General features: G+C 42.7%; 24 protein-coding genes. 13 read left to right on the plus strand and 11 right to left on the minus strand.

The annotated features are described in order from the left end of the window. Positions 1-16 precede the first annotated feature (16 nt). From ftsH3 to AABK37_RS02590, 3 genes are all read right to left on the minus strand, one after another. Positions 17-1,855: an ATP-dependent zinc metalloprotease FtsH3 gene (gene ftsH3 / locus AABK37_RS02580; RefSeq protein ID WP_432550044.1), complete on the minus strand. Its 1,839-nt coding sequence runs from the start codon at positions 1,853-1,855 to the stop codon at positions 17-19. Positions 1,856-1,992: 137 nt separating this feature from the next. Further along, positions 1,993-2,781, minus strand: coding sequence for an aminotransferase class IV (locus AABK37_RS02585; RefSeq protein WP_432550045.1), 789 nt, complete (start codon positions 2,779-2,781; stop codon positions 1,993-1,995). 221 nt (positions 2,782-3,002) lie between these two features. Continuing rightward, positions 3,003-3,782 (minus strand): hypothetical protein, encoded by a 780-nt coding sequence (locus tag AABK37_RS02590; protein ID WP_432550046.1) that lies wholly within the window; start codon positions 3,780-3,782, stop codon positions 3,003-3,005. 210 nt (positions 3,783-3,992) lie between these two features. Here AABK37_RS02590 and AABK37_RS02595 point away from each other — a divergent pair, with 210 nt between their 5' ends. The 4 genes from AABK37_RS02595 to AABK37_RS02610 all read left to right on the plus strand — a co-directional run bounded on the left by AABK37_RS02595 (position 3,993) and on the right by AABK37_RS02610 (position 7,998). Continuing rightward, the gene (locus tag AABK37_RS02595) at positions 3,993-4,265 is read left to right on the plus strand and encodes a hypothetical protein (RefSeq protein ID WP_432550047.1); all 273 of its coding nucleotides are present in this window, start codon (positions 3,993-3,995) and stop codon (positions 4,263-4,265) included. A 54-nt stretch (positions 4,266-4,319) separates the two neighbouring features. Next, positions 4,320-4,967 (plus strand): fasciclin domain-containing protein, encoded by a 648-nt coding sequence (locus tag AABK37_RS02600; RefSeq protein ID WP_432550048.1) that lies wholly within the window; start codon positions 4,320-4,322, stop codon positions 4,965-4,967. A 1,578-nt stretch (positions 4,968-6,545) separates the two neighbouring features. Continuing rightward, positions 6,546-7,715 (plus strand): RNA polymerase sigma factor RpoD, encoded by a 1,170-nt coding sequence (gene rpoD / locus AABK37_RS02605; RefSeq protein WP_263747593.1) that lies wholly within the window; start codon positions 6,546-6,548, stop codon positions 7,713-7,715. Positions 7,716-7,875: 160 nt separating this feature from the next. Beyond that, on the plus strand, positions 7,876-7,998 hold the full coding sequence (locus tag AABK37_RS02610; protein ID WP_432550049.1) for a hypothetical protein: 123 nt from the start codon (positions 7,876-7,878) through the stop codon (positions 7,996-7,998). Positions 7,999-8,063: 65 nt separating this feature from the next. Here AABK37_RS02610 and AABK37_RS02615 read toward each other — a convergent pair whose 3' ends face one another. Together AABK37_RS02615 and gyrA are read right to left on the minus strand one after the other, a co-directional pair. Next, the gene (locus tag AABK37_RS02615; protein ID WP_432550050.1) at positions 8,064-8,243 is read right to left on the minus strand and encodes a chlorophyll a/b-binding protein; all 180 of its coding nucleotides are present in this window, start codon (positions 8,241-8,243) and stop codon (positions 8,064-8,066) included. Positions 8,244-8,819: 576 nt separating this feature from the next. Beyond that, positions 8,820-11,339 carry a DNA gyrase subunit A gene (gene gyrA, locus AABK37_RS02620; RefSeq protein WP_432550051.1) on the minus strand — a complete coding sequence of 840 codons (2,520 nt, stop codon included), beginning with the start codon at positions 11,337-11,339 and terminating at the stop codon, positions 8,820-8,822. Between the two features lie 230 nt (positions 11,340-11,569). Between gyrA and AABK37_RS02625 the strand changes: the two genes are divergently transcribed. Both AABK37_RS02625 and AABK37_RS02630 read left to right on the plus strand, forming a co-directional pair. Further along, on the plus strand, positions 11,570-11,974 hold the full coding sequence (locus AABK37_RS02625) for a response regulator (protein WP_432550052.1): 405 nt from the start codon (positions 11,570-11,572) through the stop codon (positions 11,972-11,974). Positions 11,975-12,092: 118 nt separating this feature from the next. Next, positions 12,093-12,320, plus strand: coding sequence for a hypothetical protein (locus tag AABK37_RS02630; protein ID WP_432550053.1), 228 nt, complete (start codon positions 12,093-12,095; stop codon positions 12,318-12,320). Here the strand turns inward: AABK37_RS02630 and AABK37_RS02635 are convergent. Together AABK37_RS02635 and AABK37_RS02640 are read right to left on the minus strand one after the other, a co-directional pair. Continuing rightward, the gene (locus AABK37_RS02635) at positions 12,266-13,144 is read right to left on the minus strand and encodes a tetratricopeptide repeat protein (RefSeq protein WP_432550054.1); all 879 of its coding nucleotides are present in this window, start codon (positions 13,142-13,144) and stop codon (positions 12,266-12,268) included. The genes AABK37_RS02630 and AABK37_RS02635 overlap by 55 nt on opposite strands. Positions 13,145-13,183: 39 nt before the next feature. Next, on the minus strand, positions 13,184-13,465 hold the full coding sequence (locus tag AABK37_RS02640; RefSeq protein WP_432550055.1) for a hypothetical protein: 282 nt from the start codon (positions 13,463-13,465) through the stop codon (positions 13,184-13,186). A 222-nt stretch (positions 13,466-13,687) separates the two neighbouring features. Here AABK37_RS02640 and AABK37_RS02645 point away from each other — a divergent pair, with 222 nt between their 5' ends. From AABK37_RS02645 to AABK37_RS02655, 3 genes are all read left to right on the plus strand, one after another. Beyond that, the gene (locus AABK37_RS02645) at positions 13,688-15,130 is read left to right on the plus strand and encodes an efflux RND transporter periplasmic adaptor subunit (RefSeq protein WP_432550056.1); all 1,443 of its coding nucleotides are present in this window, start codon (positions 13,688-13,690) and stop codon (positions 15,128-15,130) included. 179 nt (positions 15,131-15,309) lie between these two features. After that, entirely contained in the window at positions 15,310-16,527 is a 1,218-nt protein-coding gene (locus tag AABK37_RS02650) for an ABC transporter permease (RefSeq protein WP_432550073.1), read from the plus strand. Between the two features lie 426 nt (positions 16,528-16,953). After that, positions 16,954-17,709, plus strand: a complete 756-nt coding sequence (locus tag AABK37_RS02655) for an ABC transporter ATP-binding protein (protein ID WP_432550057.1) — start codon at positions 16,954-16,956, stop codon at positions 17,707-17,709. 172 nt (positions 17,710-17,881) lie between these two features. Here the strand turns inward: AABK37_RS02655 and AABK37_RS02660 are convergent, their stop codons facing one another. Continuing rightward, the gene (locus AABK37_RS02660; protein WP_432550058.1) at positions 17,882-18,412 is read right to left on the minus strand and encodes an orange carotenoid protein N-terminal domain-containing protein; all 531 of its coding nucleotides are present in this window, start codon (positions 18,410-18,412) and stop codon (positions 17,882-17,884) included. A gap of 247 nt (positions 18,413-18,659) precedes the next feature. On the opposite strand from AABK37_RS02660, the gene AABK37_RS02665 reads away from it, so the two are divergent. Then, on the plus strand, positions 18,660-19,034 hold the full coding sequence (locus AABK37_RS02665; protein WP_432550059.1) for a hypothetical protein: 375 nt from the start codon (positions 18,660-18,662) through the stop codon (positions 19,032-19,034). Between the two features lie 43 nt (positions 19,035-19,077). Beyond that, positions 19,078-19,440, plus strand: a complete 363-nt coding sequence (locus AABK37_RS02670) for a hypothetical protein (protein WP_432550060.1) — start codon at positions 19,078-19,080, stop codon at positions 19,438-19,440. Here AABK37_RS02670 and AABK37_RS02675 read toward each other — a convergent pair. From AABK37_RS02675 to AABK37_RS02685, 3 genes are all read right to left on the minus strand, one after another. Then, a complete protein-coding gene (locus AABK37_RS02675) occupies positions 19,417-20,052 on the minus strand; it encodes an HAD-IA family hydrolase (RefSeq protein ID WP_432550061.1) in 636 nt (211 codons plus the stop codon). The genes AABK37_RS02670 and AABK37_RS02675 overlap by 24 nt on opposite strands. A gap of 117 nt (positions 20,053-20,169) precedes the next feature. After that, complete coding sequence (queG, locus tag AABK37_RS02680; protein WP_432550062.1) at positions 20,170-21,120, minus strand: tRNA epoxyqueuosine(34) reductase QueG; 951 nt, start codon at positions 21,118-21,120, stop codon at positions 20,170-20,172. Between the two features lie 465 nt (positions 21,121-21,585). After that, entirely contained in the window at positions 21,586-22,263 is a 678-nt protein-coding gene (locus tag AABK37_RS02685) for a Uma2 family endonuclease (RefSeq protein ID WP_432550063.1), read from the minus strand. Between the two features lie 165 nt (positions 22,264-22,428). On the opposite strand from AABK37_RS02685, the gene bchI reads away from it, so the two are divergent. Further along, entirely contained in the window at positions 22,429-23,544 is a 1,116-nt protein-coding gene (bchI, locus tag AABK37_RS02690; RefSeq protein WP_432550064.1) for a magnesium chelatase ATPase subunit I, read from the plus strand. Between the two features lie 104 nt (positions 23,545-23,648). After that, a complete protein-coding gene (locus tag AABK37_RS02695) occupies positions 23,649-23,945 on the plus strand; it encodes a hypothetical protein (RefSeq protein ID WP_432550065.1) in 297 nt (98 codons plus the stop codon). Positions 23,946-24,210 lie beyond the last annotated feature (265 nt).

A 24,210-nucleotide genomic window follows, 5' to 3' on the forward strand; every position in this document is an offset into this window, starting at 1 on the left:
TCGCGTCTCTACTGAATTACGCAAACGCAGCGGTTTTCACATCGTTGTTCGCGAGAATTTCTTGCAATTCATCGGCATCCACTGTTTCCTTCTCAACCAGCATTTGCGCGATGAGGTCGAGAATGTGACGGTTGCCAACCAAGACATCTTTAGCACGAGCGTAAGCTACATCCACCAGTTTGCGGATTTCTTCATCAACTGCGGCAGCTGTTTCTTCCGAAAAATCACGTTCTGACATGATATCCCGACCGAGGAACATGTTACCTTGTTGACGACCAAGGGCAACTGGACCCAAGCGATCGCTCATGCCAAATCGGGTTATCATCTGCCGAGCAATACGCGCCACTTCTTGTAGGTCGCTGGAAGCACCAACGGTTACTTCTTCTTCACCAAAGATGATTTCTTCAGCAATCCGACCACCCAAAGCTACCGCCATCTTATTTTCTAGATAAGCGCGGCTGAATAAACCAGTGTCCATCCGGTCTTCGCTGGGGGTAAACCAAGTTAAACCACCTGCACGACCACGAGGAATAATGCTGATTTTTTGCACTGGGTCATAATCTGGCATCAAAGCACCAACTAAAGCGTGACCCGCTTCGTGATACGCTACCAAAGTTTTGCGCTTTTCGCTCATTACTCGGTCTTTCTTCTCTGGACCAGCCAACACGCGGTCGATCGCGTCGTTGATTTCGTCCATTGAAATTTCCGTCAAATTCCGTCGTGCTGCCAAAATTGCCGCTTCATTCAACAAGTTGGACAAATCCGCGCCGGTGAAACCAGGAGTACGACGAGCAATTTTATCCAAATCCACATCCTTCGCCAAAGTCTTGCCACGAGCATGAACTTTGAGAATTTCACTGCGTCCGCCATAATCAGGACGATCCACCACAACTTGACGGTCAAAGCGACCCGGACGCAACAATGCTGCATCCAAAACATCCGGACGGTTGGTAGCAGCAATAATGATAATGCCGGTGTTGCCCTCAAAGCCGTCCATTTCGGTCAGCAACTGGTTGAGGGTTTGTTCGCGCTCATCGTTACCACCGCCTAAACCTGCACCCCGTTGACGACCTACAGCGTCAATTTCATCGATGAAGACGATACAGGGAGCATTAGATTTAGCTTGCTCGAACAAGTCACGCACGCGGGATGCACCTACACCCACGAACATTTCTACGAACTCGGAACCAGAGATGGAGAAGAAGGGAACACCCGCTTCACCCGCTACAGCACGAGCTAGTAAAGTTTTACCTGTACCGGGAGGACCAACTAGCAGCACACCTTTAGGAATTTTTGCACCAACTGCGGTAAAGCGATCGGCGTTTTTGAGAAAGTCTACAACTTCGTTTAGTTCCAACTTCGCTTGGTCGATACCCGCAACATCACCAAAGGTAACTTGGGTTTGCGGCTCCATTTGCACTCTGGCTTTAGACTTACCAAAGTTCATCGCTTGGCTACCCGGACCATTTTGGGCACGACGCAGCAAAAAGAATAAGCCAACTAAAAGCAATACTGGGAAAAATAAGCTGCTGAGTGCCTTAAACCAAAATCCTTCATCGGTTTGCGGCAAAACAGAAATATCAACGTTTTTTGCGGTGAGAGTATTGATCAGGTCTGGATCGTTGACCAAGGTGACTATAAACTGGGTTCCTTGATTCGACTTCACAAGAGCCGTAGACCGATCTGCACTTAAACTGACTTTTGCAACGTTATTGTTTTCAACTTCATTAATAAACTGGCTGTAACGCCATGTTTCTCTGCTTTGCGGTTGTTTGTCAAAGAATGCTGTTCCTAAAGCTATGACAACAATAAAAAGCAGCGCGTACAGCCCCGCATTTCTCCATCTTTTATTCACGCTTGGTCAATCCTCCAATACTTTTTGTAAGTTAGCTTCCAACCGGCGCAAAGCGCCATCGCGTAGCATCTCTGTTAGGAGAGGGCATTATAAGAATTATGTTAACTTATCTTAAAATATATCAGATTGCCGCACCCTCATGCTATAAAAAGTTCCCGCAAATGCTGAAAAATCGGATGCCTGGGATCATATTCTAGCTTTCCTGTCGGCTGAATGACGGTGTGGATGGGGATAAGTTCGACAACACAATTACTGTAAGCGATCGCCTCAAATTTTTTGACTAACTCTGGTGTCCAAGGTTCCTCTCTCACCACTTGCTGCTGAGTGTGAAGGTAATTTATTAATTGCTCACGCATAATTCCTGGCAAAATTCCCTCTGTTGGAGGCGTCCACCAACAGCCATCAAGCCATCCCCAAAGATTGCCGGTACTCGTTTCTAACCAATTTCCCGCTTTTGAAACTAAAATTGCTTCTTGAGCATTCAACTTTTGAGCGCTATTTTTTGCCAACCAAGCACTCAGGTAATTTCCAGTTTTGTGAATCGCAAGACTGCGATCGAGTTCCGGTATTGAAAGTACGCAGTTAGTACCATTTTTTTGCTTATAAGTCAAATCCGGGATTAATAATCTGCCAGTTATCCACTCTCGTCCATCAGGAAAGACAGTAATTCTGAGAATCGGGAAGTGTGCCATGATAACTTCTGCACCTTGACGCAGACGCTTCCAGTCTGGTTGCTGCCAACCAAAAATTTGTAAACTAAATTTTAGGCGATCGCAATGTGACACCCAATTAGTTAAACTACTATCCAGCGAATTATCATAAACCCGCAGCGTAGTAAAAACCGTCGCTCCATAAAGTAACCCCGGATCGTCAATTGCTAACTCCAGAGTTTGAGACTCAATTAATTTGCCGTTATACCAAAACAAAGCAAGTGTTAGTAGTTAGTACAGACGCGAGGAACATCGCGTCTGTACAATGTTAGTAGTTAGTAGTTCATATTAGCAACTAATACCAATTCTCTGTAAAAATGTTCTTAATTAGCCTACGAAGGTAGGCTTCGTTCGTTTAGCCCCAGGCTTCTAGCCTGAGGGCTAATAAAACGCAACATCACAGATAATTGGTATAACACCCAACCACCAACAAATCTTCAATCTTTCTGAGGAAACTTAATTTGATTTCCTTGAGGAGTACTGATTACCTTTCCTCCCAAAGTTTCGATTTGTCCAATTGCTATTTTACGGGTTTTATCATCAACATGATTAGTTAAAACCATTGCCCATGAAGCAATTTGAGCATGTTTGCTATCAGGATTCTGACTGAGAAACTCAGCAGTTTTTTGAGAAATAGTTATAACTTGTTTACTTTCTTCATCTGAATAGTTATTCGCCCAGTTTGCCGCAGTTTCAAAAGATTGTCTTGCGGCTGGAGAATTACCTAAAAATAATAACTCATCAATTCCTTTATAACGCCACACATAATAAGATTTTTCCGGAACCCAAGGAGATAGTGACTTTAAACTTTTCTCCATTAAGGCAACAGACCTTTTTGGCATAGCAGCATACATAGAAGTACTAGTAGAAAGACCAATATAAGCTGTTAAAAATCGCGGATCGTTTCCCAAAATGATTTCAAAATATTCTGGACTGAGACTGTAACCTGTTTTTTCGCGAACTTCATCATCACCAAAGTATTGCAAAAAATCGAGATATACCCAATCGGCAATTAAGTTTTTATAGCCGAAACTGGGCATATTTTTCAGAAACATAAGACGTAATTTTTCTGATTTAATTTCTCTTTCTATTTTTAAAGATGCAATATTGCTACTGTTCTGTTTTTGCAATCGCGTAAATTGGATTAATCCAACTCCGAAGATGCACAAAAAGAGTAAAAAAAACGTATTAACACTTTGACGAGATAAAAAGAACATTCTGGTTGCTGAAAAATAATCATACTACAGATATATAGTTCCCAGAAATACAACTTAAATAACACGTTCTGTGTTGAAAATTTTATTTACGCTAGAGAATGTTCACTTATTTACTTAGGAGCCTTGATTAAAGATAATTGAGATAGCGTTTCCAAACAATAGACAGATGTAGATGCATCAACCAAAAGCTCAAGAGAGAAAAGTGGTTTTTTGCCCATTGGCAGAAATACAGTACCCATGAGAACTGCACTACCGATTTTGAGCGATCGCCCTGTTATGGTACTGTTGGTTTTAAGGTTGAATCCAATCCAAAGTGCAAGCAGTCAGATAAGAATAGCGATCGCTCCACATAGCAGCCATTGCCACCGTTCTGGTAATAGAGATTTGGCACTAACTTTCATGCTTATTTTTTTCTACCCCTTTTGGTCAGATTGTCTAGATGTTTTGAAAAACTACCTCGCTAGGCTGAGGAATTACTTCTGATAATTATTAAAATTTTTAAAGAGTTATTAATTTATCTTGATTTTTCGTCAGACCATGAAAAAGAGTAACAGCATTTTAGCAAAAGTATTCTTCAGTGCAATTAGTGTAAGCAGTCTTGTTGCTCTGTCTGCCTGTAACAGTCAGCCGGTTGCCGAAAATTCAACAGTTCCTCCCGCTACAGAAACTCAGACAACCCTTTCCCCCACAACACCGGAAACTTCAGCAACTACCGTTCCTTCTGCCTCACCAACACCCGCAGGCACAACTGCAAACCAAAATTTGGGAGAATTGGCACAGACAGCAGCCAGTCAGGGTTCATTTACAACTTTAACAAAGGCAGTACAAGCCGCAGGTTTAACTGAACAACTGACTGCCAAAGGACCTTACACAGTATTTGCACCTACTGATGCTGCTTTTGCCGCATTACCAAAAGGTACTGTAGACGACCTCCTCAAGCCACAAAACAAATCAAAGTTAGTCAAGCTTTTGGGATATCATGTTGTACCTGGGCAAGTCACCTCTAGCCAGCTAACATCTGGAAAAGTCAAAACAGTTGAGGGTACTCCTGTGACAGTAAAAGTTGATAGTGCCAGCAACACAGTCACAGTCAACGGTGCTAAAGTCGTTCAGGCTGACATTCCCGCTAGCAATGGCATTGTGCATGTAGTTGACAAAGTAATTCTGCCAGCCAATTTTAAGTAAGTCTTAAGCACACCTTAGCGCAAATATAGTTAAGCAAACTAAATAACCCCCTGTTTACGCTTCGCAGCAATAACTGGGGGCTTTTTCGTGCCTTGGTTTTAAAAGAAGTACACAAAAATTTTGTTTGAGAAAAATTCTTATTAAATAGTTTTACTAACGCACTTTACTTAATTGTTATGTTTAACCATTTAAATGTCATTTACCCTGCCAGTTGAACTTTTGAAGCTGAAAAATAAGGCAAGCAGAAATAGAAACTTATTCATAGAAAGTATTTTTTGTCAAGTATTTTCGCAAAAAAATCATGATTTCCCGTAATTTGGTTAAATTTAGTGCAAGTTAGGTAGCCCTACTACTGAGGCTCTAATAAGAGCGATGGAAGTAGTCTAAAGTTTAGTAGTCGCAGCTTCACCAAAGCATCTACTCCAACTAACGCGCTCTGCCGTATAAATGACCCTAGTCCTTGCTCTTGGCTCAAATTTCTGGCTTTTAAGCGCTCTCCAGCAGCTTGTGAAAAACTTGTTAATATCTTCATATGCTGTAGCACAAGTGACAATTTCCCATAAATGTCATGCAGTTTTGACCCTTTGTAGGCTAATATCTATAATCTTATGTGTCAAATCTTTTGTGAATTGATTAAAATATCGTTGTATACAATAAGAACAGTTTGTCAAGTTTCATAAGGCTGAAATCTCACTTCTTGCGCTAAGGTGTGATTAAGACCGAATTGAGAAAGCGCTGATTCTGCCCAATACCTTAACTCCTCAGTTTAGGTGATTGGAAAAAAGCCAGTTGAGTGCTTGAATATGAACAACACAACTGTTCGGTTCGCAAACTAATGCAAGTGGGTAAGCCTAATCAATCATAAAAACAACAAGTTCGATGAAGCACTCATAGCATCTCAACTGTTTAGCTTTAAGGCGATGTCTAGTTTACGCAAATTATCACTCAGTAAGATATGAAGTAAATGTAAAAAGGGCTGCACTCAAACATCTAAACTGAGTTAACATTAAATACACGGCTTCTAAGTAGTTAATGTTTTACATCATACTTAGAAATTAGATAAAGGCAAGTATACCTCAGTTTGAATGTAATGATAATGCCACTGTAAATCCCAAAAAGATTTGGCGAAATTTAAGGGTATAATTACTTTTTTCAATACTTTTTAGGTGGAACAGGTTCAAATTTACTTAAAGACTTCATTGTAATTACACAAAAAGAGTGCAATTTCTGTGAAACAGGCTACAATCGGAACAGTCTTTACATAAACATCTCCCAACAGTCATATTAGTTTTATATGGAGTGGTGAGTTTTTTAGGAAGATGAGTCTTTTTTAGACCGATTAGTCAAAAGTGATGTGCAACAGCAACACTTATGGCGTTTAGTTTCATCATCAGAAGTCGGTTGAAACGGCGGCTTCGCACTTAAGCTAGAAACACCTCCCTTGGGAGGCGTAAAGATTCCGGAAATATTAGTGGCTTTCTTTAAGCCTTGTATTTTCGGTTGTCAAAAAGCTCATTTATAAGAGCAGTAAAAACATCTTTCCTGAATTGATTCTGCAAGGAGCATGAGGAACGCGGCATGAACCAGGCTAACAACGTACTCGAAAGCATTTATCAGCCTGACCTAGAAATAATGAATCAGCCTGAGCTCGAGTTAGAAGAACTCTTAATCGAGGATGAAGAGGACTTGCTTATTAACGATGAAGGCGACGATGAATTTTTAGAGCCTCAGTCTGATGAGGACGACGCAAAGTCTGGGAAAGCCGCTAAATCGCGTCGCCGGACCCAAAGCAAGAAAAAGCATTACACTGAAGATTCGATTCGGCTTTACTTGCAAGAAATTGGTCGTATTCGCCTTCTTCGGGCAGATGAAGAAATTGAATTGGCACGAAAGATTGCCGACTTGCTGGAATTAGAAAGAGCACGCGAAAAACTTTTAGAACAGTTGGATCGCGATCCGAAGGACAGCGAATGGGCAGAGGCAGTGCAACTGCCGCTACCAGCATTTCGTTATCGCCTGCATGTCGGTCGCAGGGCGAAAGATAAGATGGTGCAATCTAACCTGCGCTTAGTAGTTTCAATTGCTAAGAAGTATATGAATCGTGGCTTGTCCTTCCAAGACTTAATTCAGGAAGGTAGCTTAGGTTTGATTCGCGCTGCCGAAAAGTTTGACCACGAAAAAGGTTATAAGTTTTCTACATACGCTACGTGGTGGATTCGTCAAGCAATTACTCGTGCGATCGCCGATCAATCTCGCACTATCCGACTTCCGGTTCATCTTTACGAAACCATCTCTCGGATTAAGAAAACCACCAAGCTGCTTTCTCAAGAAATGGGTCGCAAACCCACTGAAGAAGAAATCGCTACTCGTATGGAAATGACCATCGAGAAGCTGCGGTTTATTGCCAAATCCGCACAGCTACCGATTTCTTTAGAAACGCCTATTGGCAAAGAAGAAGATTCTCGACTCGGCGATTTTATTGAGTCAGATGGCGAAACCCCAGAAGACCAAGTTTCCAAAAATCTTCTGCGCGAAGACCTAGAAAAAGTCCTCGACAGTCTTAGCCCCCGCGAACGCGATGTTCTCAGACTGCGCTACGGTTTGGATGACGGTCGCATGAAGACACTTGAGGAAATTGGACAAATTTTCAACGTCACCCGCGAACGAATTCGTCAAATTGAGGCGAAAGCACTCCGCAAGTTACGCCACCCAAATCGCAACAGCGTTCTTAAAGAGTATATCAGGTAAGAGCGTGGAAGCGTTGATAGTGGATAGTGGAAGCGTTGATAGTTGATAGTTGATAGTGGATAACTGTTGACTGTTAACTCTTCGGGTGACGCTCGTTCCTCGCTAACGCTGCGCTATCGCTACCACTTCTCGTTGCAAAGACGGTTTGCGTTTACGAAGTGTGCCCGCAGGGCTTTACGCTAACTCCACTTACGCGGCTGTTGGCACCGCAATCGATCGCAGTGGCTCACCAACAACTATCAACTATCAACTAACTACTAACAACCAACAACCATTAACCTAAAAAACCTGGAAGTGAATTAACACTCCCAGGTTTTTTATTTATTAAGATATTTATCGTTTTAAATATTACAGGATGCCCCAGAAGTGCAGGAAACCTTCACCGGAGAATATCTCAATTAAAGCGGCGGCTAAAAAGCCAATCATTGCCAAGCGACCGTTCCAAATTTCTGCTTGTGGGGTGAAACCCCAACGCCAAGCATTGCGATCGTCCATTACGGGGGCGGTAACTTTTGTTGTGTTTTGCATGGTTGGCACTCCAATGTGGATTTACGAAACTTTGTTACTCTATGTAAACTAATATAACAATCTTTTTCTAAAATGCAACATAATATTTCAAATCTTGTGATATTTTATTGACTTTGATAGCGATCGCTGATATTGAGAACAGACTAACAAATCCACTTGAACGTGAATTTTTAAGGCTGAGGTTACAGTGCGCTTCAGTTTTGCTTTGTCACAACTAATTAGATTTATTGAGATATTATTTCAATTAGTATATCTGTTATGGTGTCAGATATTAAGACTTTTTTACCTAATCTTTGGTCTTATGTATGAATGCCGCTGTACACAGTCCTTTGAAGTATTAGTAATAATTAGCATTTAACGACAGAAGAGACGTTCCGGACTGAACGTCTCTTCTATTGAGGTAAGTTTTGTGGATTCAAAGATTAAATTTTGTCAGAAAAATTAAAAAGAGCAAAAATTTCTAGTTGGTTTCAGCTTTAATATCGCCAACTTCAAGCAGGAATTTGAAGCGCAGTTAAACTAGCGCCTCTAAATCCTCTTTTAGTTGGCTTGGCTTTAGAATGAACATCGCCCTGCTTAAGAATACACTTGGGCAACGGTGATGATTTTTTCATCGCGGTTAAGCTGAAGAACGCTTTCACCGGTAGCATCTCTGCCTAACAAAGGCACTGTTTCTACACTTAGACGCACTACCCGCTCTCGATTTGTTACTAGCGCTACCTCAGAAGAAGCGATCGCCATTACCATAGCAGCTAGGTTGTCAGTTTTACTTTTAAACTTCAGCGCTTGCGTACCCAAATCACCGCGATTAGCTAGTTTGAACTCCTTCACTGGTATTCGTTTGGCATATCCTTCTTCAGTAACCAACAACAAATTACTATCCTTGGCAAATGTTACACAACCGACCATTTGCTGATGTTTCAACAGCCGTAATGCTTGCAACCCGACAGCAGTACGACCCATAATCGCTAATTGTTCATCATTTACCGGAAACCGCAACAATCGCCCACCGGAACTGGCAACAATTAGATGTTCTCCAGGAGTAGTGAATTGGCTAAATAACAATTCATCATCGTCTTTTAGCTTTAAAATTGTAATTCCGCGACGAGTCAGGTTAGTAAATTCCCCAAGGGAGAGGCGCTTAATTCGTGCCTGCTTTGTCAAAAGAATCATTTGCGAGGTTTCGGCGTTTTCTGGCAGTACAAAGCGGTTGATAACAGCTTCTTGAGAACCTTGAGCAGTATTACTGAGCATGGTTATCAGCGGTTTTCCCCGTGGAGAACGTCCAGTAGTTGGGGGAATGTCTCCCACGTTCACAGGGTAGACTTTACCACCACTAGTTAACACTATTAACTCTTTGTCTGTATCAGTCACTGCTGTTTGGATAATGAAGTCATTATCTGACAAACCGTTGTCAGCTTTCGGCTTTTTAGCTGATGGCTGAGTACGGCGCACATACCCCCGGTGGCTAAACTCTAAAACAACTTCTTCTACAGGTTCTTCGGATTTTGGATTTTCGATTTTGGATTTTAAATTTTCCTCTTTGTCTCCTTGTCTCCTTGTCTCCTTGTTTTCTTGCCCCTTTGTCTGGGTATCAAGAGCCAAAAGCTTGGTACGACGAGCATCGCTGTACTTGCGCTTGAGAGTACGCAAGTCTTTTTTCAGTGCTTTGAGTAACTCTTTTCTGTCGTTAAGCAACCGCTGTAATAATTCAATTTCCTCAGCTAATTGCTCAAACTCCCGCTGTAAATTTTGCTGTTCTAAACTGGTGAGACGTCGCAACGGCATAGCTAAAATTGCATCTGCTTGGACTTCAGTCAAATCGAGCAGGCTACACAGATCGATTTTTGCGCTAGCACCATCAGCCGCTTGCCGCAAAATTTCAATTACATCATCTAAGTTAGATAATGCTTTGAGCAAGCCGTCGAGCAAATGTAAGCGATTTTGTGCTTTTTCTAACTCGTGGGTGTAACGTCGATTAAGAGTCTGTTCGCGGAAACTTAAAAATTCCTGCAACAAATGACGCAAACTAAGCTGGCGCGGTTGTCCATCAACGATCGCTAAAAGAATTGCCCCAAAATTAGTTTGCAGAGCGGTTTGGTGATACAAATGCCCAAGAACATCCTGGGGGTTAGTATCGCGTTTGAGTTCAATAACTACCCGCATACCTTGGCGATCGCTTTCATCCCGCAGATCGGAAATTCCTTGCAAGCGACCTTGATTGACTAATTCCGCTACTTTCTCAATCCAAGCTGCCTTATTCACTTGAAAAGGCAATTCTGTAATGATAATTGCTGTTCGCCGTTTGCTACCCTTAACTGGTGCAATTTCTTCTATTTGGGCAACTCCTCGCAGCACAATACCACCCTTACCTGTGCTGTATGCCTCGCGAATGCCAGCATCACCAATGATTTCCCCGCCGGTGGGAAAATCTGGACCCGGAATTAGCTGAAATAATTTTTCATCACTTAAATCGGGATTGTCGATTAAAGCAATTAACCCATCAACTACTTCCCCTAAGTTGTGCGGTGGAATATTTGTTGCCATCCCTACGGCAATACCCGCACAGCCATTTAGCAACAAAAACGGTAACTGCGCCGGTAATACTGTCGGTTCTTGCTGGGAATTATCGAAATTACCGATAAATTCCACCGTTTCTTCACCAATTTCTGTCAGCATTCCCTCATGGCTAATGGCTGCAAGGCGCGTTTCGGTGTAGCGCATCGCTGCGGGTGGGTCGTTATCCACACTGCCAAAGTTGCCATGTCCTGCCAATAACGGATACCGACTAGAAAAATCCTGCACCAACCGAACCAAAGCGTCATAAACCGATTGGTCGCCGTGGGGATGATATTTACCGAGTACGTCTCCGACTACACGAGCGCACTTACGATAGGGTCTGTCAGGGGTTAAACCGAGTTCGTGCATCGCATACAAAATACGCCGATGCACTGGTTTTAAGCCATCACGCACGTCTGGTAACGCCCGCCCGACAATCACACTCATGGCATATTCTAGGTAAGACCGTTGCATCTCCGTGTGCAGGGCTGTGGTGATTACCTGTCCCGTTGAGAGAAGATTTAACTGTTTTGCCATGAGTTTTTTCCCTGAATTTTCACTACACAAAAATCTCTATAAATGAACACAGCAGCAACCACAGCATAACGGATGAAATGAAAACAAACACAAAATCTTGACACTCATAAGGCAAAAATCAGTAGTATTATCGGTCATACGACGGAGATACACATTGATTCTTTTAAAGTAGACAGACAACTGTTTTGTTCGACATGGTAAATTCCCTCACCCCTATAAGTTAAATTCTCATGAAAACTGTTTTGATTGTCGAAGACGATCTGATTAATGCTCGTGTTTTTTCCAAAATTTTGACCAAGCGCGGTGGCTTGGACGTGAAACATACTGAAAATGTGGAAGAGGTAATGAAAATTGCCTCTTCCGGTGAAGCAGACATTATTTTGATGGATGTTTCTCTCTCAAGAAGTGTTTACCAAGGTAAGTCTGTTGATGGTATCAAGATTACACAAATGTTGAAATCAGATCCACAAACAGCAAATTTACCTGTTATTTTGGTAACGGCACACGCGATGGAAGGCGATCGCGAGAACTTTCTCAAGCAAAGCGGTGCTGATGGTTACATCTCTAAACCAGTTGTTGACCATCAACAATTTGTTGATCAAATCATCGCACTGCTACCCAAACAAGACAATTGACAATTTATTTAGTAACCGTCGCCCGTCAATATGTTGGGCGACTGTTTACTTTTCACACTTTAGTATATATGTACTGTTAAATGGTGCTTTTAAGCAAGGGGGGATTGGGAGTGGGGGAGTGGGGGAGTGGGGGAGTGGGGGAGTGGGGGAGTGGGAGACAAGGGGACAAGGAGACAAGGAGACAAGGAGAATTCAAAATTTAATACTCTCCCCCTCCCCCCCTCTCCTTGTCCCCCCCTCTCCTTGTCCCCCCATCCCCCCCTCTCCTTGTCCCCCCTTCTCCCCCTCCTCTTATTGTGGTTGTCTATTGACTGACGGGGTTTGCTTTGGCTGGCGGGCGGCTTGAATGCGAGGTAATTCGAGGAATTTCTTCGTATCAGCGATCAAGCGATCGCCCCAGAGATTCTCCTTCAGGAAAGTTAAATCACCATAGCGCTCGTCGATTCGCATTGCAGCTTCTCCCATTGCCAAACCGGAAGCGCGATCGCCTTTAGTATACAGTGCTACTGCCAATGCTAATAAAGGTTCTGCGGCTTGTTTTTCTAGGGCAACTGCCGTTTGCCATTGCTTAATTGCGCCGGGGATATTGCCCTGTTCGTAATTAATTAACCCGACGTTGTTAATCGCGGGCCAGAATTTTTTGTCAGCGGCTATTGCTTTATTATATTGGGCGATCGCTTCTGGAAATCTACTCAGCTTATAGTAGGCATTCCCTAAATCAAACAATCCCTCTGAGTCATTGGGTTTTAACTTCAAACCCGCTTGATAATACTCAGCCGCAGCTTGGTACTTTTGCTGCTGAAAATTAGCTGAACCCAAAGCAAACTGAACGTCAGCATTCTTCGGGTTGAGAGATTGTGCCTTATTTAAAGCAGCGATCGCCGTATCCAACTGTTTGTTTTGCAAATACAAGCCACCTAAGAGAAACCATACTTTATCATTCTTAGGAGCGAGTTGAGATGCCAACTTTGCTCGTGGTAAAGCCATTTCCATCTGTTGAAACTGCGCTAGTTGAGCTGCTTCTTGCGCCAGACTCAACCCCTGCTGCTCCAATTTAGCTGTATCAAGTTGCAGTGTATGAGGAATCAATGCCTGTGCATGAGCTTTATAAGGCAAACTCCAGAAACTACAGGCAACTAAAAGCGAAATTAATCGAACTAATTTGGGCACACTAACGCCTCTTAACCATAAATCTAAAGATTCTTTCAGCTAGCTTAAACGATCTAAGCTATGAGCGACAGCTAAATTTTGGAGTTGGGCATTGGGCATTGGGCATTGGGCATTGGGCATTGGGCATTGGGCATTGGGCATTAGGCATTGGGCATTGGTAATTGGGAAAAAAGAATTATTTGCCTTTCCTGTGCTCCCCCTTGTCCCCTTGTCTCCCTTGTCTCCCTTGTCTCCTTGTCTCCTTGTCCCCCAGTCCCCAGTCTCTAGACTGATTACCATGACTAAAGTCACCCGTTCAGGTGAAGTGATTTGTAAGTACATAAGGTTACTATGATAAAAAACTTAAGTTAATGTAAATTATCTTTTATCTGACGAAATCACGGAATTCTCAATTTGCCGTACCACAGACAATTAATCTTGCCTAAGACAAAGAGCTGAAAATTACCCTTATACAACTTTTGATTGGTAACTTCCTCAAGTTGTTGAAGCGCTTATCAACCGCCAAAGAAAGCATCAATTTTTACAGGCTGCTATACACTCCTTATGCAAATAGAAGTCCCCGTATTTGGTAAAGTAAAGAATCCATTCCGCTGGCTGATTGGGCTGATGGCTGCTGGTGTGGTGGTTGTTGGCGCAACGACGACATACACCTTTGTAAATCAGGGTACACGCAAAGAGGATATTACGCAACTAACTGTGCCAGTGGAAGCGAAAAATGTCACTTTGCGGATTACGACTAGTGGTAAGGTTGTACCAGTTCAAAGCGTAAATATTAGCCCGAAAAATCCGGGAACCTTAAAACAATTGTATGTTGAGCAAGGCGATCGCGTGCAAGCAGGACAAATTCTTGCCCGGATGGATAGTGCAGACATTCAAGCGAGAATTCAGCAATTTCGCGCTTCTTTAGCTCAATCTCAGGCTCAGTTAGCCGAAGCACAAGCCGGAAGTCGTCCTCAAGAAATCGATCAATCAAAAGCGCGTTTGTCACAAGCCCAAGCGCAATTAGCCCAAACACAAGCGGGAAATCGTCCTCAAGAAGTTGCTCAAGCTCAAGCTTTGGTAGATGCAGCTCAAGCAAAGGCGAATTACAGCAGCGAACAAGTCAAGCGTTACCAATATTTATATCAGCAGGGAGCAGTTCAAAAACAAGAATTAGATCAATTTATCAGCGAAGATAAAAGCGCGAAAGCGAATTTGCTTGAAGCACAAAAGCGCTTATCGCTGCAACAAGCTGGTAGCCGTTCCGAAGAAATCGCTCAACGCAAAGCAGCAGTAGAAGAAGCAAAAGCGCAGTTGCGGTTGTTGGAAAATGGCACCCGTCCGGAAGTTATCGCCCAGCGTAAAGCAGCTGTGGCATCAGCGCAAGCTCAATTGAAGGCGGAGCAAGTTAATTTAGATGAGACGATTATCCGCGCACCTTTTGCAGGAATTGTCACCCAGAAGTATGCTAACATCGGCGCGTTTGTCACTCCGACAACTTCGGCTTCAAGTAGTGCCTCAGCAACTTCTAGTTCAATTGTCGCTGTCGCACGCGGTTTAGAAGTGCTAGCGCAAGTCCCAGAAGCTGATATCGGCAGAATTAAACAGGGACAACCTGTGGAAATTGTCGCCGATGCTTATCCAGATCAAGTTTTTAAAGGACGTGTACGCCTAATTTCTCCAGAAGCAGTAGTAGAACAAGGTGTAACATCCTTTCAAATACGAGTTGCATTGGATACGGGCGCAGAGAAATTGCGTTCTGGCTTAAATGTCGATTTGACGTTCTTAGGCGATCGCTTGTCAAATGCTCTGGTATTACCGACAGTGGCAATTGTTACCGAAAAAGGTCAAACGGGTGTGTTGATACCCGATGCAAAAAATAAACCCCAATTTCGCGAAGTCACAATCGGTTCGCAAATCAAAGACCAAACTCAGATTTTAGAAGGAGTTAAAGCAGGCGATCGCGTCTTTATTAACCCTCCTAAAGAATACAAAAAAGAGGGGTAATGGGGAATGGGGAATGGGGCATCGGGCATGGGGCATAGGGCATGGGGCATAGGGCATGGGGCATGGGGCAAGTGAAATACGCGATCGCTTCTTTTTATTCCCATTGCCCATTGCCCATTGCCCATTGCCCATTGCCCATTGCCCATTGCCCATTGCCCAATTTTCAATTCCCAATTCTTATGAACATTCTTGAAAGCGTCAAAATGGCAGGGTCAACTCTGCTGTCAAATAAGTTACGTAGCGTATTGACAATGTTAGGTATTGTCATCGGTAACGCTTCGGTAATTGCGATGATTGGCATCGGGCAAGGTGGACAAAAGTACGTTAATAAACAGCTCGAGTCGTTGGGACCGAACGTGTTATTTATAATTCCCGGTAATCAAGAAACTGAGCGCGTCTCCCGTGATGTCCCAAAAACTTTAATTTTAGAAGATGCTGTTGCGATCGCTTCTCAAGTCCCAACTGTAGCAGCTGTGACGGCGGAGTTAAACAGCAGACAGGTGGTGACTTACCGCAACCGCAACACCGATGTCAACATTATCGGTACGACTCCTTCGTTTTTGGTGGTGCGCGATTTTGAAACGGCAAAAGGACGGTTTTTCACCGACATAGACATGAAGCGCAGCAACCAAGTTGTTGTCTTGGGTGCTGATTTGGCAGAAAAACTCTTTGGTAATGCTAACCCCATCGGGCAGCAAATGCGAATCAAAAATGCCAGCTTTCAAGTAATTGGAGTGCTAACAGCTAAAGGTTCCAGCATCGGCGCAGATTACGATGAAGCTGCATTAACACCCGTCACCACCTCAGCAAATCGTCTTGTCGGGAAGACTTCACCTTATGGATTAGAGGTAACTTACATCGTCGCTTCAGCGAAGAATTCAGACAGTGTAGATGCAGCGGAGTTTCAAATTACTAACTTGCTGCGACTGCGACACAAAGTAATCGATGAAAATGACTTTACCATCCGCGCTCAAAAGGATGCACTGCAAACCGTCGGTCAAATTACTGGCGCGTTAACAATTATGCTAGCAGCGATCGCCGGCATTTCCTTAATTGTCGGTGGTATTGGCATCATGAATATTATGCTTGTTTCCGTCACCGAACGCACTCAAGAAATTGGATTGCGAAAAGCGATCGGTGCAACTCAACAAGATATTCTGCTACAGTTCATCATTGAGGCAGTAATTCTCTCAGCCGCTGGTGGTTTACTTGGCACTGGAATTGGTATCGGTGGCATTATGCTAGTAGGAGCGCTGACTCCTTTAGAAGCGTCAATTTCTCCGGTAGCGATCGCTCTTGCCGTTGGCGTTTCTGGTGGTATTGGTTTATTCTTTGGTGTAGTCCCCGCACGTCGCGCTGCGAAACTCGATCCGATTGTCGCGCTACGTAGTGCTTAGGTTAATGGCAAGATGGAGAGATTGGCAGACAAGGGTAAATTTGGAAATTTGAAATTTCGTGTTCTGAACTCGAAGTTTCATGTTCTGAACTCGAAGTTTCAGCCTTTGAACTCGAAGTTTCGTGTTCTGAACTCGAAGTTTCAGCCTTTGAACTCGAAGTTTCGTGTTCTGAACTCGAAGTTTCAGCCTTTGAACTCGAAGTTTCATGTTCTGAACTCGAAGTTTCAGCCTTTGAACTCGAAGTTTCATGTTCTGAACTCGAAGTTTCAGCCTTTGAACTCGAAGTTTCATCAAGATTTACGCAAGTGTCACACAGAGAACTTAAATTAGACTCGTAGTAAGCACTTCAGTGCTTAAAATAAGCGCGAAAAGCGCTTATTACAGATTTATATTCACGCTTTAACCTTAACTTTTAAGAAAATCCTTATGGCAAATACTCTTTCAATTACCGATTCCCATATTCCCAATCCCACTCCTAAAAGTGCGATTATTCGGATTGAGAATGTCTTTAAAATTTATGGTACTGGCGAAACAGAAGTCAAAGCGCTCAACGATGTTAACTTGATTATAGAAGAGGGCGAATATTGTTCGATTATGGGACCTTCTGGTTCTGGTAAATCGACGGCAATGAATATTATCGGTTGTTTGGATCGCCCGACATCAGGACATTATTATTTAGATAACGTTGATGTAGCACAAGTAGATGATGGCGCTTTAGCACATATTCGTAACAAAAAGTTAGGATTTGTGTTTCAACAATTCCACCTATTACCTCAACTATCGGCATTAGAAAATGTAATTTTGCCGATGGTGTATGCGGGTGTGAGTAACAGTGAAAGACGCGATCGCGCAACAGAAGCACTGAAGAGAGTAGGCTTAGAAAAGCGTCTCCACAACAAACCAACTCAACTATCAGGAGGACAACAACAAAGAGTAGCGATCGCCCGCGCCATTGTCAACCGTCCCGTCGTCCTTTTAGCTGATGAACCCACCGGCGCACTTGATTCTCGTACAACCCAAGAAGTATTAGATATCTTCAGCGAACTTAACGCTAGTGGTATCACCGTTGTCATGGTAACTCATGAGCCAGAAGTTGCCCGCCAAACTCAACGCATAGTTTGGTTTCGTGATGGTCAAGTAATACACTCCAACATGACACCGTCCGACTTAACTCATATGTAGCAAGCACAAACCGTGTTTAATAAAATAGGCGCGATTTACGCCTACCACTAAGAGACTTCCAATTAAAAAATATCCAATTTGTAGGGTGCGTTAGTAACGCACCGCGATAAATGAATAAACATGGTGCGTTAACAAAGTGTAACGCACCCTACTTTCTACAATTTACCAAATATTAAAGGCTTGACGTTTTACCAGTTTGTGCTTGCGTTTCAATTGGCTTCACATCGGTGTAACCCATTTCACCGACAATTGTCCGGAATATTGACATTTGCTCTTCAAAATCAAGCCCTTCTGTTTGGGAAACCAGATTATTAATTGGCTCACTTGCCTTGTAATTTTCTGGCATCCCAATTATTTTTTTCTCATCCATACCAATTGCCCAAGCATACCAAACTAATAGCTGATTATTTTCTTTTAACGCGCCATAAATCCGAGAATATTCTGTATCTTGACGATTCACAATTTCCCGCATAATGTTTAATTGCTGCTCATCAGACAATTCATAATAATCTGATAGCAGCTTCGGTGATAGTTCTGGTTCCGCAGCAGCCGGTGCAGCAGGAGTAATTGAACTTCCCATTTTTTTATAAACCAAATAAAACCAAACTAATTTGGCATCAGTATCCAGCTTATTAAACGCCTCTACCACTTTGTGAGTTCTATCGCCTAATGCTTGTTCCGCTTTATTGTCACTTGCAGTCATAATTTATCTCCCAGGTTATTTAATCGAATTCAATCTGCGTCAAAAAGTTCAAAGTAATACCTGTTTAACTGTTGACTATTAACGACTTTGTTATCGACCTCCAAGAGAAAGAGTTTTATAAATTAAATATCGAAACTTTTATCTACCTTTCAATAGAGGTAAAAATCTATCTATAGATGCCAAGAACATGAGACATCACTTTGTTACGATTACCTCATAAATAGAAAAATTACTTAGGGGGTTAGTTATGCCTGATGAAGTGAAGCCCAATGTCGCGGAAGCTCCCACCCAAGACGCACAATTAGCTGCTGAAAACATCGCTAGTGGTGAAGAAAAAGCGCCAACAGTCGATGCGGAAGCTGATTACAAAGCAGCACAGGAATTAAGCGTCAGTGATGTTGACCGCACAGGTCAAGGTGAAGCAGCAGCCAAAGCTGCAACTGCACCTGAGTTAGAGGTGCCGAAACAAGAAGAAACAAAAACGCAAGCACAGCCAACTGGTAATCCCGATGATTATAAAAATATGGCAAAGGATGTTGGCGATTCCACAACTGAAGGTGTTACTAATGTGAGTGACGACCTAGTAGAAGAAGCTTTAGAAAAAGGTCAACCGGGAAATTAAGTTTTTTAACTGGTAATTGGTAATAGGTAATGGGGCATGGGGCATGGGGCATGGGGCATGGGGCATGGAAAGAATCTCTTATTCCCATTGCCCAATGTGCAATTACCCCTTCGAGGTTCGCGGCTGTGCTTCAAGTCGGCATCCCCGACGGCAGATGCTCCGCTTGGGGAAACCACGGCAGGTGCTTCAAGTCGGCGGAGCCTTGCGGCAGTCGCTCATGGGGGGAACCACGGCAGGTGCTACAACGGGGGGAACCCCCGCAACGCACTGCCTCCCCTTGGCGTTAGCCTCTCCCAAAGGGAGAAGACCGCGCTGCCTTACCAACGCACTGGCTCACCAATTACCAATTACCTATTACCTATTACCTATTACCAAATTACAATTAGCAATTTTTTATCACTTCTAGCAGTTGACTTGGTTGGTAAATCAAAAAGTTGGGATTTTGCTTGCTTAATACTTCCTGTGAATTGAAACCCCAAGTCACTGCAATCACTTTGATATTTGCTTTTTTGGATGCTTCTATATCTCTAGTTTCATCGCCGACATAAATAACTTCTTGAGGTTTTAGTTGTTTTTGTCTTAAAACGTTATTAATTATAGTTGTTTTGCCAAAAATTGTCACTCCTGAGTAGATAAACTCAAATAAACTGTCTAAATCGTTTATTTGCAGGAAGTCTCTGACATTATCTTTAGAATTAGAAGTGATAATTCCCAGCCTATTTCCATCATTTTGAAGTTCTATTAATGCTTCTTTAATTCCGGGAATTGGTTTAAATTCGTGTATTTTATTTTTTAATTCTGATTTAACTTTTTTGACTAAAAAAGGTATCTTGAAAACCGAGATACCTGAGTACTTAATAATTTCTCTAGAAGTAAAATTCCTCAGAAGCGCAAGTTCCTCCGGAGTAATTTGTATATAACCAAATTCTTGGGCTAAACGATTAGCAATACTTACTAAAGCATCTACTGTATCGGCAATTGTGCCATCAAAATCAAAAATAATTACTTTCTGGGTCATCTGAAGTATAAAATATAAATTCTGAAGAGAAAAGTATGAAATTATTCATGCTTTGTTAAAGCTAGTATGTGTATATTTTTTCATGCTTTAGCCTTTATATTAGCTTGCTCAAATCCGCTATGCATCTAGTTTGTTGTCCAGATTAGCACGGGCATTTCTTCGTAACATTTCTGGTTTAATTCGCCTAAATGCGGATGCCGGAAATTGTCTATCCCACTCCTCATTTGAGATTTTGGCTAATTCTATCAGCTTGGGCGCAAGATTCCCAGAGTAAGGTTGAAACTCTGCCACATCGGTTGTGCGAGCAAAACGCTGATTCCAAGGACAAACATCTTGGCAGATATCGCAACCAGCAACCCAGCCTTGCAAATGAGGTGTAATTGTCTCTGGCAATTTTTCCGCCCGATTTTCAATTGTATGATAAGCTATGCAACGATTGGCATCTATTACAAACTCCTGAGTAATTGCACCGGTAGGACAAGCGTCAAGACAACGAGTACAAGTACCGCAATGTTGTGTATGCGGGCGATCGCTTTTCAATTCCAGATTCGTTAACACTTCTCCCAAAAATACCCAAGAGCCATATTCCCTAGTTATCACATTACCATTTTTCGCAATCCAGCCAATTCCCGCTTGTTGTGCCCATACTTTATCTTGCACGGGTCCTGTGTCTGCATAACTAAGCGCTTGAATTTCTTCTCCTTGTTCTTGCAACCAGGTAGTCAGCGCTTTGAGTTTTTTATGCATGACTTTGTGATAATCCCGTCCCCAGCCATAACGCGACATTTTCGCGTATTCTTCACCTTCGGGACGTTGATGTGGTGTGTAATAATTTAAAGCAACACAAATAAGCGATCGCGCTGATGGCATTAAAGACCGAATATCCTGACGCTTCTGTGAAGCCATCCATTCCATATCCGCGTGATAACCCAGTTTTAGCCATGCTTGCAATCGCTGCGCGTTTCTAGCATCCGTCTCATCTACAGCTGCAATTCCAACTTTGTGAAACCCTAATTCTAAGGCTTTTTCCTTTACCACACTGCTGCTCGTTGCAGGAAACTGATTCATTTTTCTTATCTAAATTTGCCCAGTGAGCGGGATTTATATTCTACATCATGCAGTCAACCTAATTAATAATTATTAATTCATAATTCATAATTAAAAAGGGTTTGTACCCGGTGCCGACTATAAGCATTCCTGAATAAGAGCGGGGTTTAAATCCCCCGATGTAACAAAATTATGAATTATAAATTATGTCCGCATGAATTTTAATACACTAAAGCCATCTTTTACTTACAACCAAAATATAGAGATTTTGCAGCGGCTGAAATCAAAGAGCGTTGATAATTTAAGTCTAATTGCTAAAGTGCGTTTTTCTAACTGGTGACAGTAAGAACGTAAATTGATGGATTGTAGTTTGTGGTGAATACTTTAGCGCTTCAGCGCTAACTACCAATTCATCTTCAGTTAGCTTTTATATATGCGCCCAGACTTTTCCTAGAATAAATATAATATTTCAAAGCAGCGAGTTTGTCAAGCAATTGAATCAGGATCTACACCAAGCGCCCTTAACCTTTCCGCCAATATCTCGGCGCGTTGTTGAGCTTGTTTTGCTTGTTCTTCTGGTGTTAACAATCTTTTTCCTTGCTCGTTATACCAATACAACCACTCGCGGGTGATGCTTTGATAAGTTCCCGTTTCCATACCAATTGCCAAATTAACCTCCGGTAGCCATACAGGATTGCTATCTTGTAATTGATACTCGCCATTTACTAACTTGTAAACTTCAAAACGTGGCTTGCGGCGGCGAGTGGGATTGTAGACTACATAATACAAAACTCCTAGCTTTGCATACTCGTCTTTCTTGGTTGTGTACTCCCCACGATAACTTTGAGAAACTACTTCCAGCACAAATATGGGAACTTGCTCTTCTTCCCAAATTGCATAACTGAGGCGGAGATTTTCATCAAAAAACCGCTCAACTCCCAAACTTAAAAATCCATCTGGTACTATTGGCGGTAGATTGGGGTCATAATATACTCCCATATCAACGCCAAAAAACCAATCCATTCTATCTGCCCAAGCCATAGCTAATATGGCTTTAAGTAAACCGGGAATTAAATCTTGTAATTCATTATCCACAGGAGTATCGTCCGAGTCGGGCAGTTCGTCAGAAGAGGGCAAGCAAGCTAATGGATCGTACTTTAACATGATGGATTTGACAGTTATCTTCTAATTTCAGATCGTAAACGTAAGGAAAGCGATTGTGGTCAGATTTGCGATGCAGCAGTTTCTCTTGTTTTGCCTTTTACCTGACTCCGCAACTGTGGCACAATAAAAAGCGGTAATAAGAAAAGTATTGATAAGGTAATAAGCGTGAGTCCTACAGCTCAAACCACGGCTAGTACGCGTCGGGTAGTGTTTCCGTTTACGGCAATTGTCGGTCAGGAAGAAATGAAACTGGCACTGCTGTTAAATGTGATCGATCCGAAAATTGGTGGTGTAATGATTATGGGCGATCGCGGCACCGGCAAATCCACAACTATCCGCGCACTGGCTGATTTGTTGCCAGAAATTCCCGTGGTTGCCAATGACCCCTTCAACAGTGACCCAAAAGACCCTGATATCATGAGCGATGAAGTTCGCGCTTTACTAGAACAAGGAGCAGAAATTCCTGTAGTTCAGAAAAAAGTCATCATGGTAGACTTGCCTCTAGGAGCTACAGAAGACCGGGTTTGCGGTACTATTGATATTGAAAAGGCTTTATCTGAAGGTGTAAAAGCCTTTGAACCGGGACTTTTAGCAAAAGCTAACCGGGGTATTCTTTATGTGGATGAAGTCAATTTGCTCGATGACCACTTGGTAGACGTGCTACTAGATTCTGCCGCTAGCGGGTGGAATACTGTAGAAAGAGAAGGTATTTCTATTAGACATCCGGCGCGTTTTGTGCTAGTAGGTTCGGGAAACCCTGAAGAAGGTGAATTACGTCCTCAATTGCTTGACCGTTTTGGAATGCACGCCGAAATCCACACCGTAAAAGAACCCGCTTTGCGAGTGGAAATCGTGGAGCAAAGAGCAGAATTTGACCAAAATCCTCAAGAATTTGTTGAGAAAAACCAAACTAGTCAAGAAGCACTACAAGATAAAATTGTCAATGCTCAGAAGCTTTTACCTTCAGTGAAAATTGATTATGACTTGCGGGTGAAGATTTCCGAAGTTTGTTCGCAACTTGATGTAGATGGCTTGCGTGGTGACATTGTAACCAACCGTGCCGCGAAAGCGATCGCTGCATTTGAAGGGCGCACCGAAGTAACAATTGATGATATCCGTCGCGTAATTACTCTATGTCTGCGTCACCGACTGCGGAAAGACCCTTTAGAATCGATTGATTCTGGCTACAAAGTCGAAAAAACCTTTAGCCGCGTCTTTGGTGTAGAGGTAACAGAAGATACTACACAAGCAAACGGCAGTCAAAAATCAGGAGTTAGGTAGAGACGTTCCGTCGGAACGTCTGTACATAGTTAGGAGTTATTATTTGTCCTGATTCCCCAGTCCCCAGTCCCCAGTCCCCAGTCCCCAGTCCCCAATCCCCAGTGATGAGATTTTGGCGTTTTTGGTTTCAGACTTTTGTGATATCTAGCCAATACAACCCACCTCGGTTTGTAGAGCTATTGATGTTGATGCTGGCGATCGCTATGCTAGCAATTGCGACTGTTATACCCGATAGACCTTTTTTGGTACTGGGTTTGAGTTTAGTAGTAGGAGCGTCTATTTCCATCTTAGTGCGAGAAGCGATCGCTCCCTCACCCCAAACGCGAATCACCCAAATTACAGCACTGCTGTTGCTCATCATCAGCATATATGGCTTTGCCGACATCATCAAAACGCTTTAGTGGATAGTTGATAGTGGTTAGTGGTTAGTGGTTAGTCGATAGTTGATAGTGGATAGTCGATGGTGGATGGTGGATGGTGGATAGTTGATGGTGGATAATCGATGGTGAATAACTGAAGACTTGTGACTGTTAACTGTTAACCGTCAACCAACAACTATCAATCAACAACCAACAACCAACAACCAACAACCAACAACCAACAACCAACAACCAACAACCAACAACCAACAACCAACAACCAACAACCAACAACCAACAACCAACA

The sequence above is a fragment of the Tolypothrix sp. VBCCA 56010 genome (genome assembly GCF_050875635.1).
In the GTDB taxonomy this organism is placed as follows: Bacteria; Cyanobacteriota; Cyanobacteriia; order Cyanobacteriales; family Nostocaceae; genus Hassallia.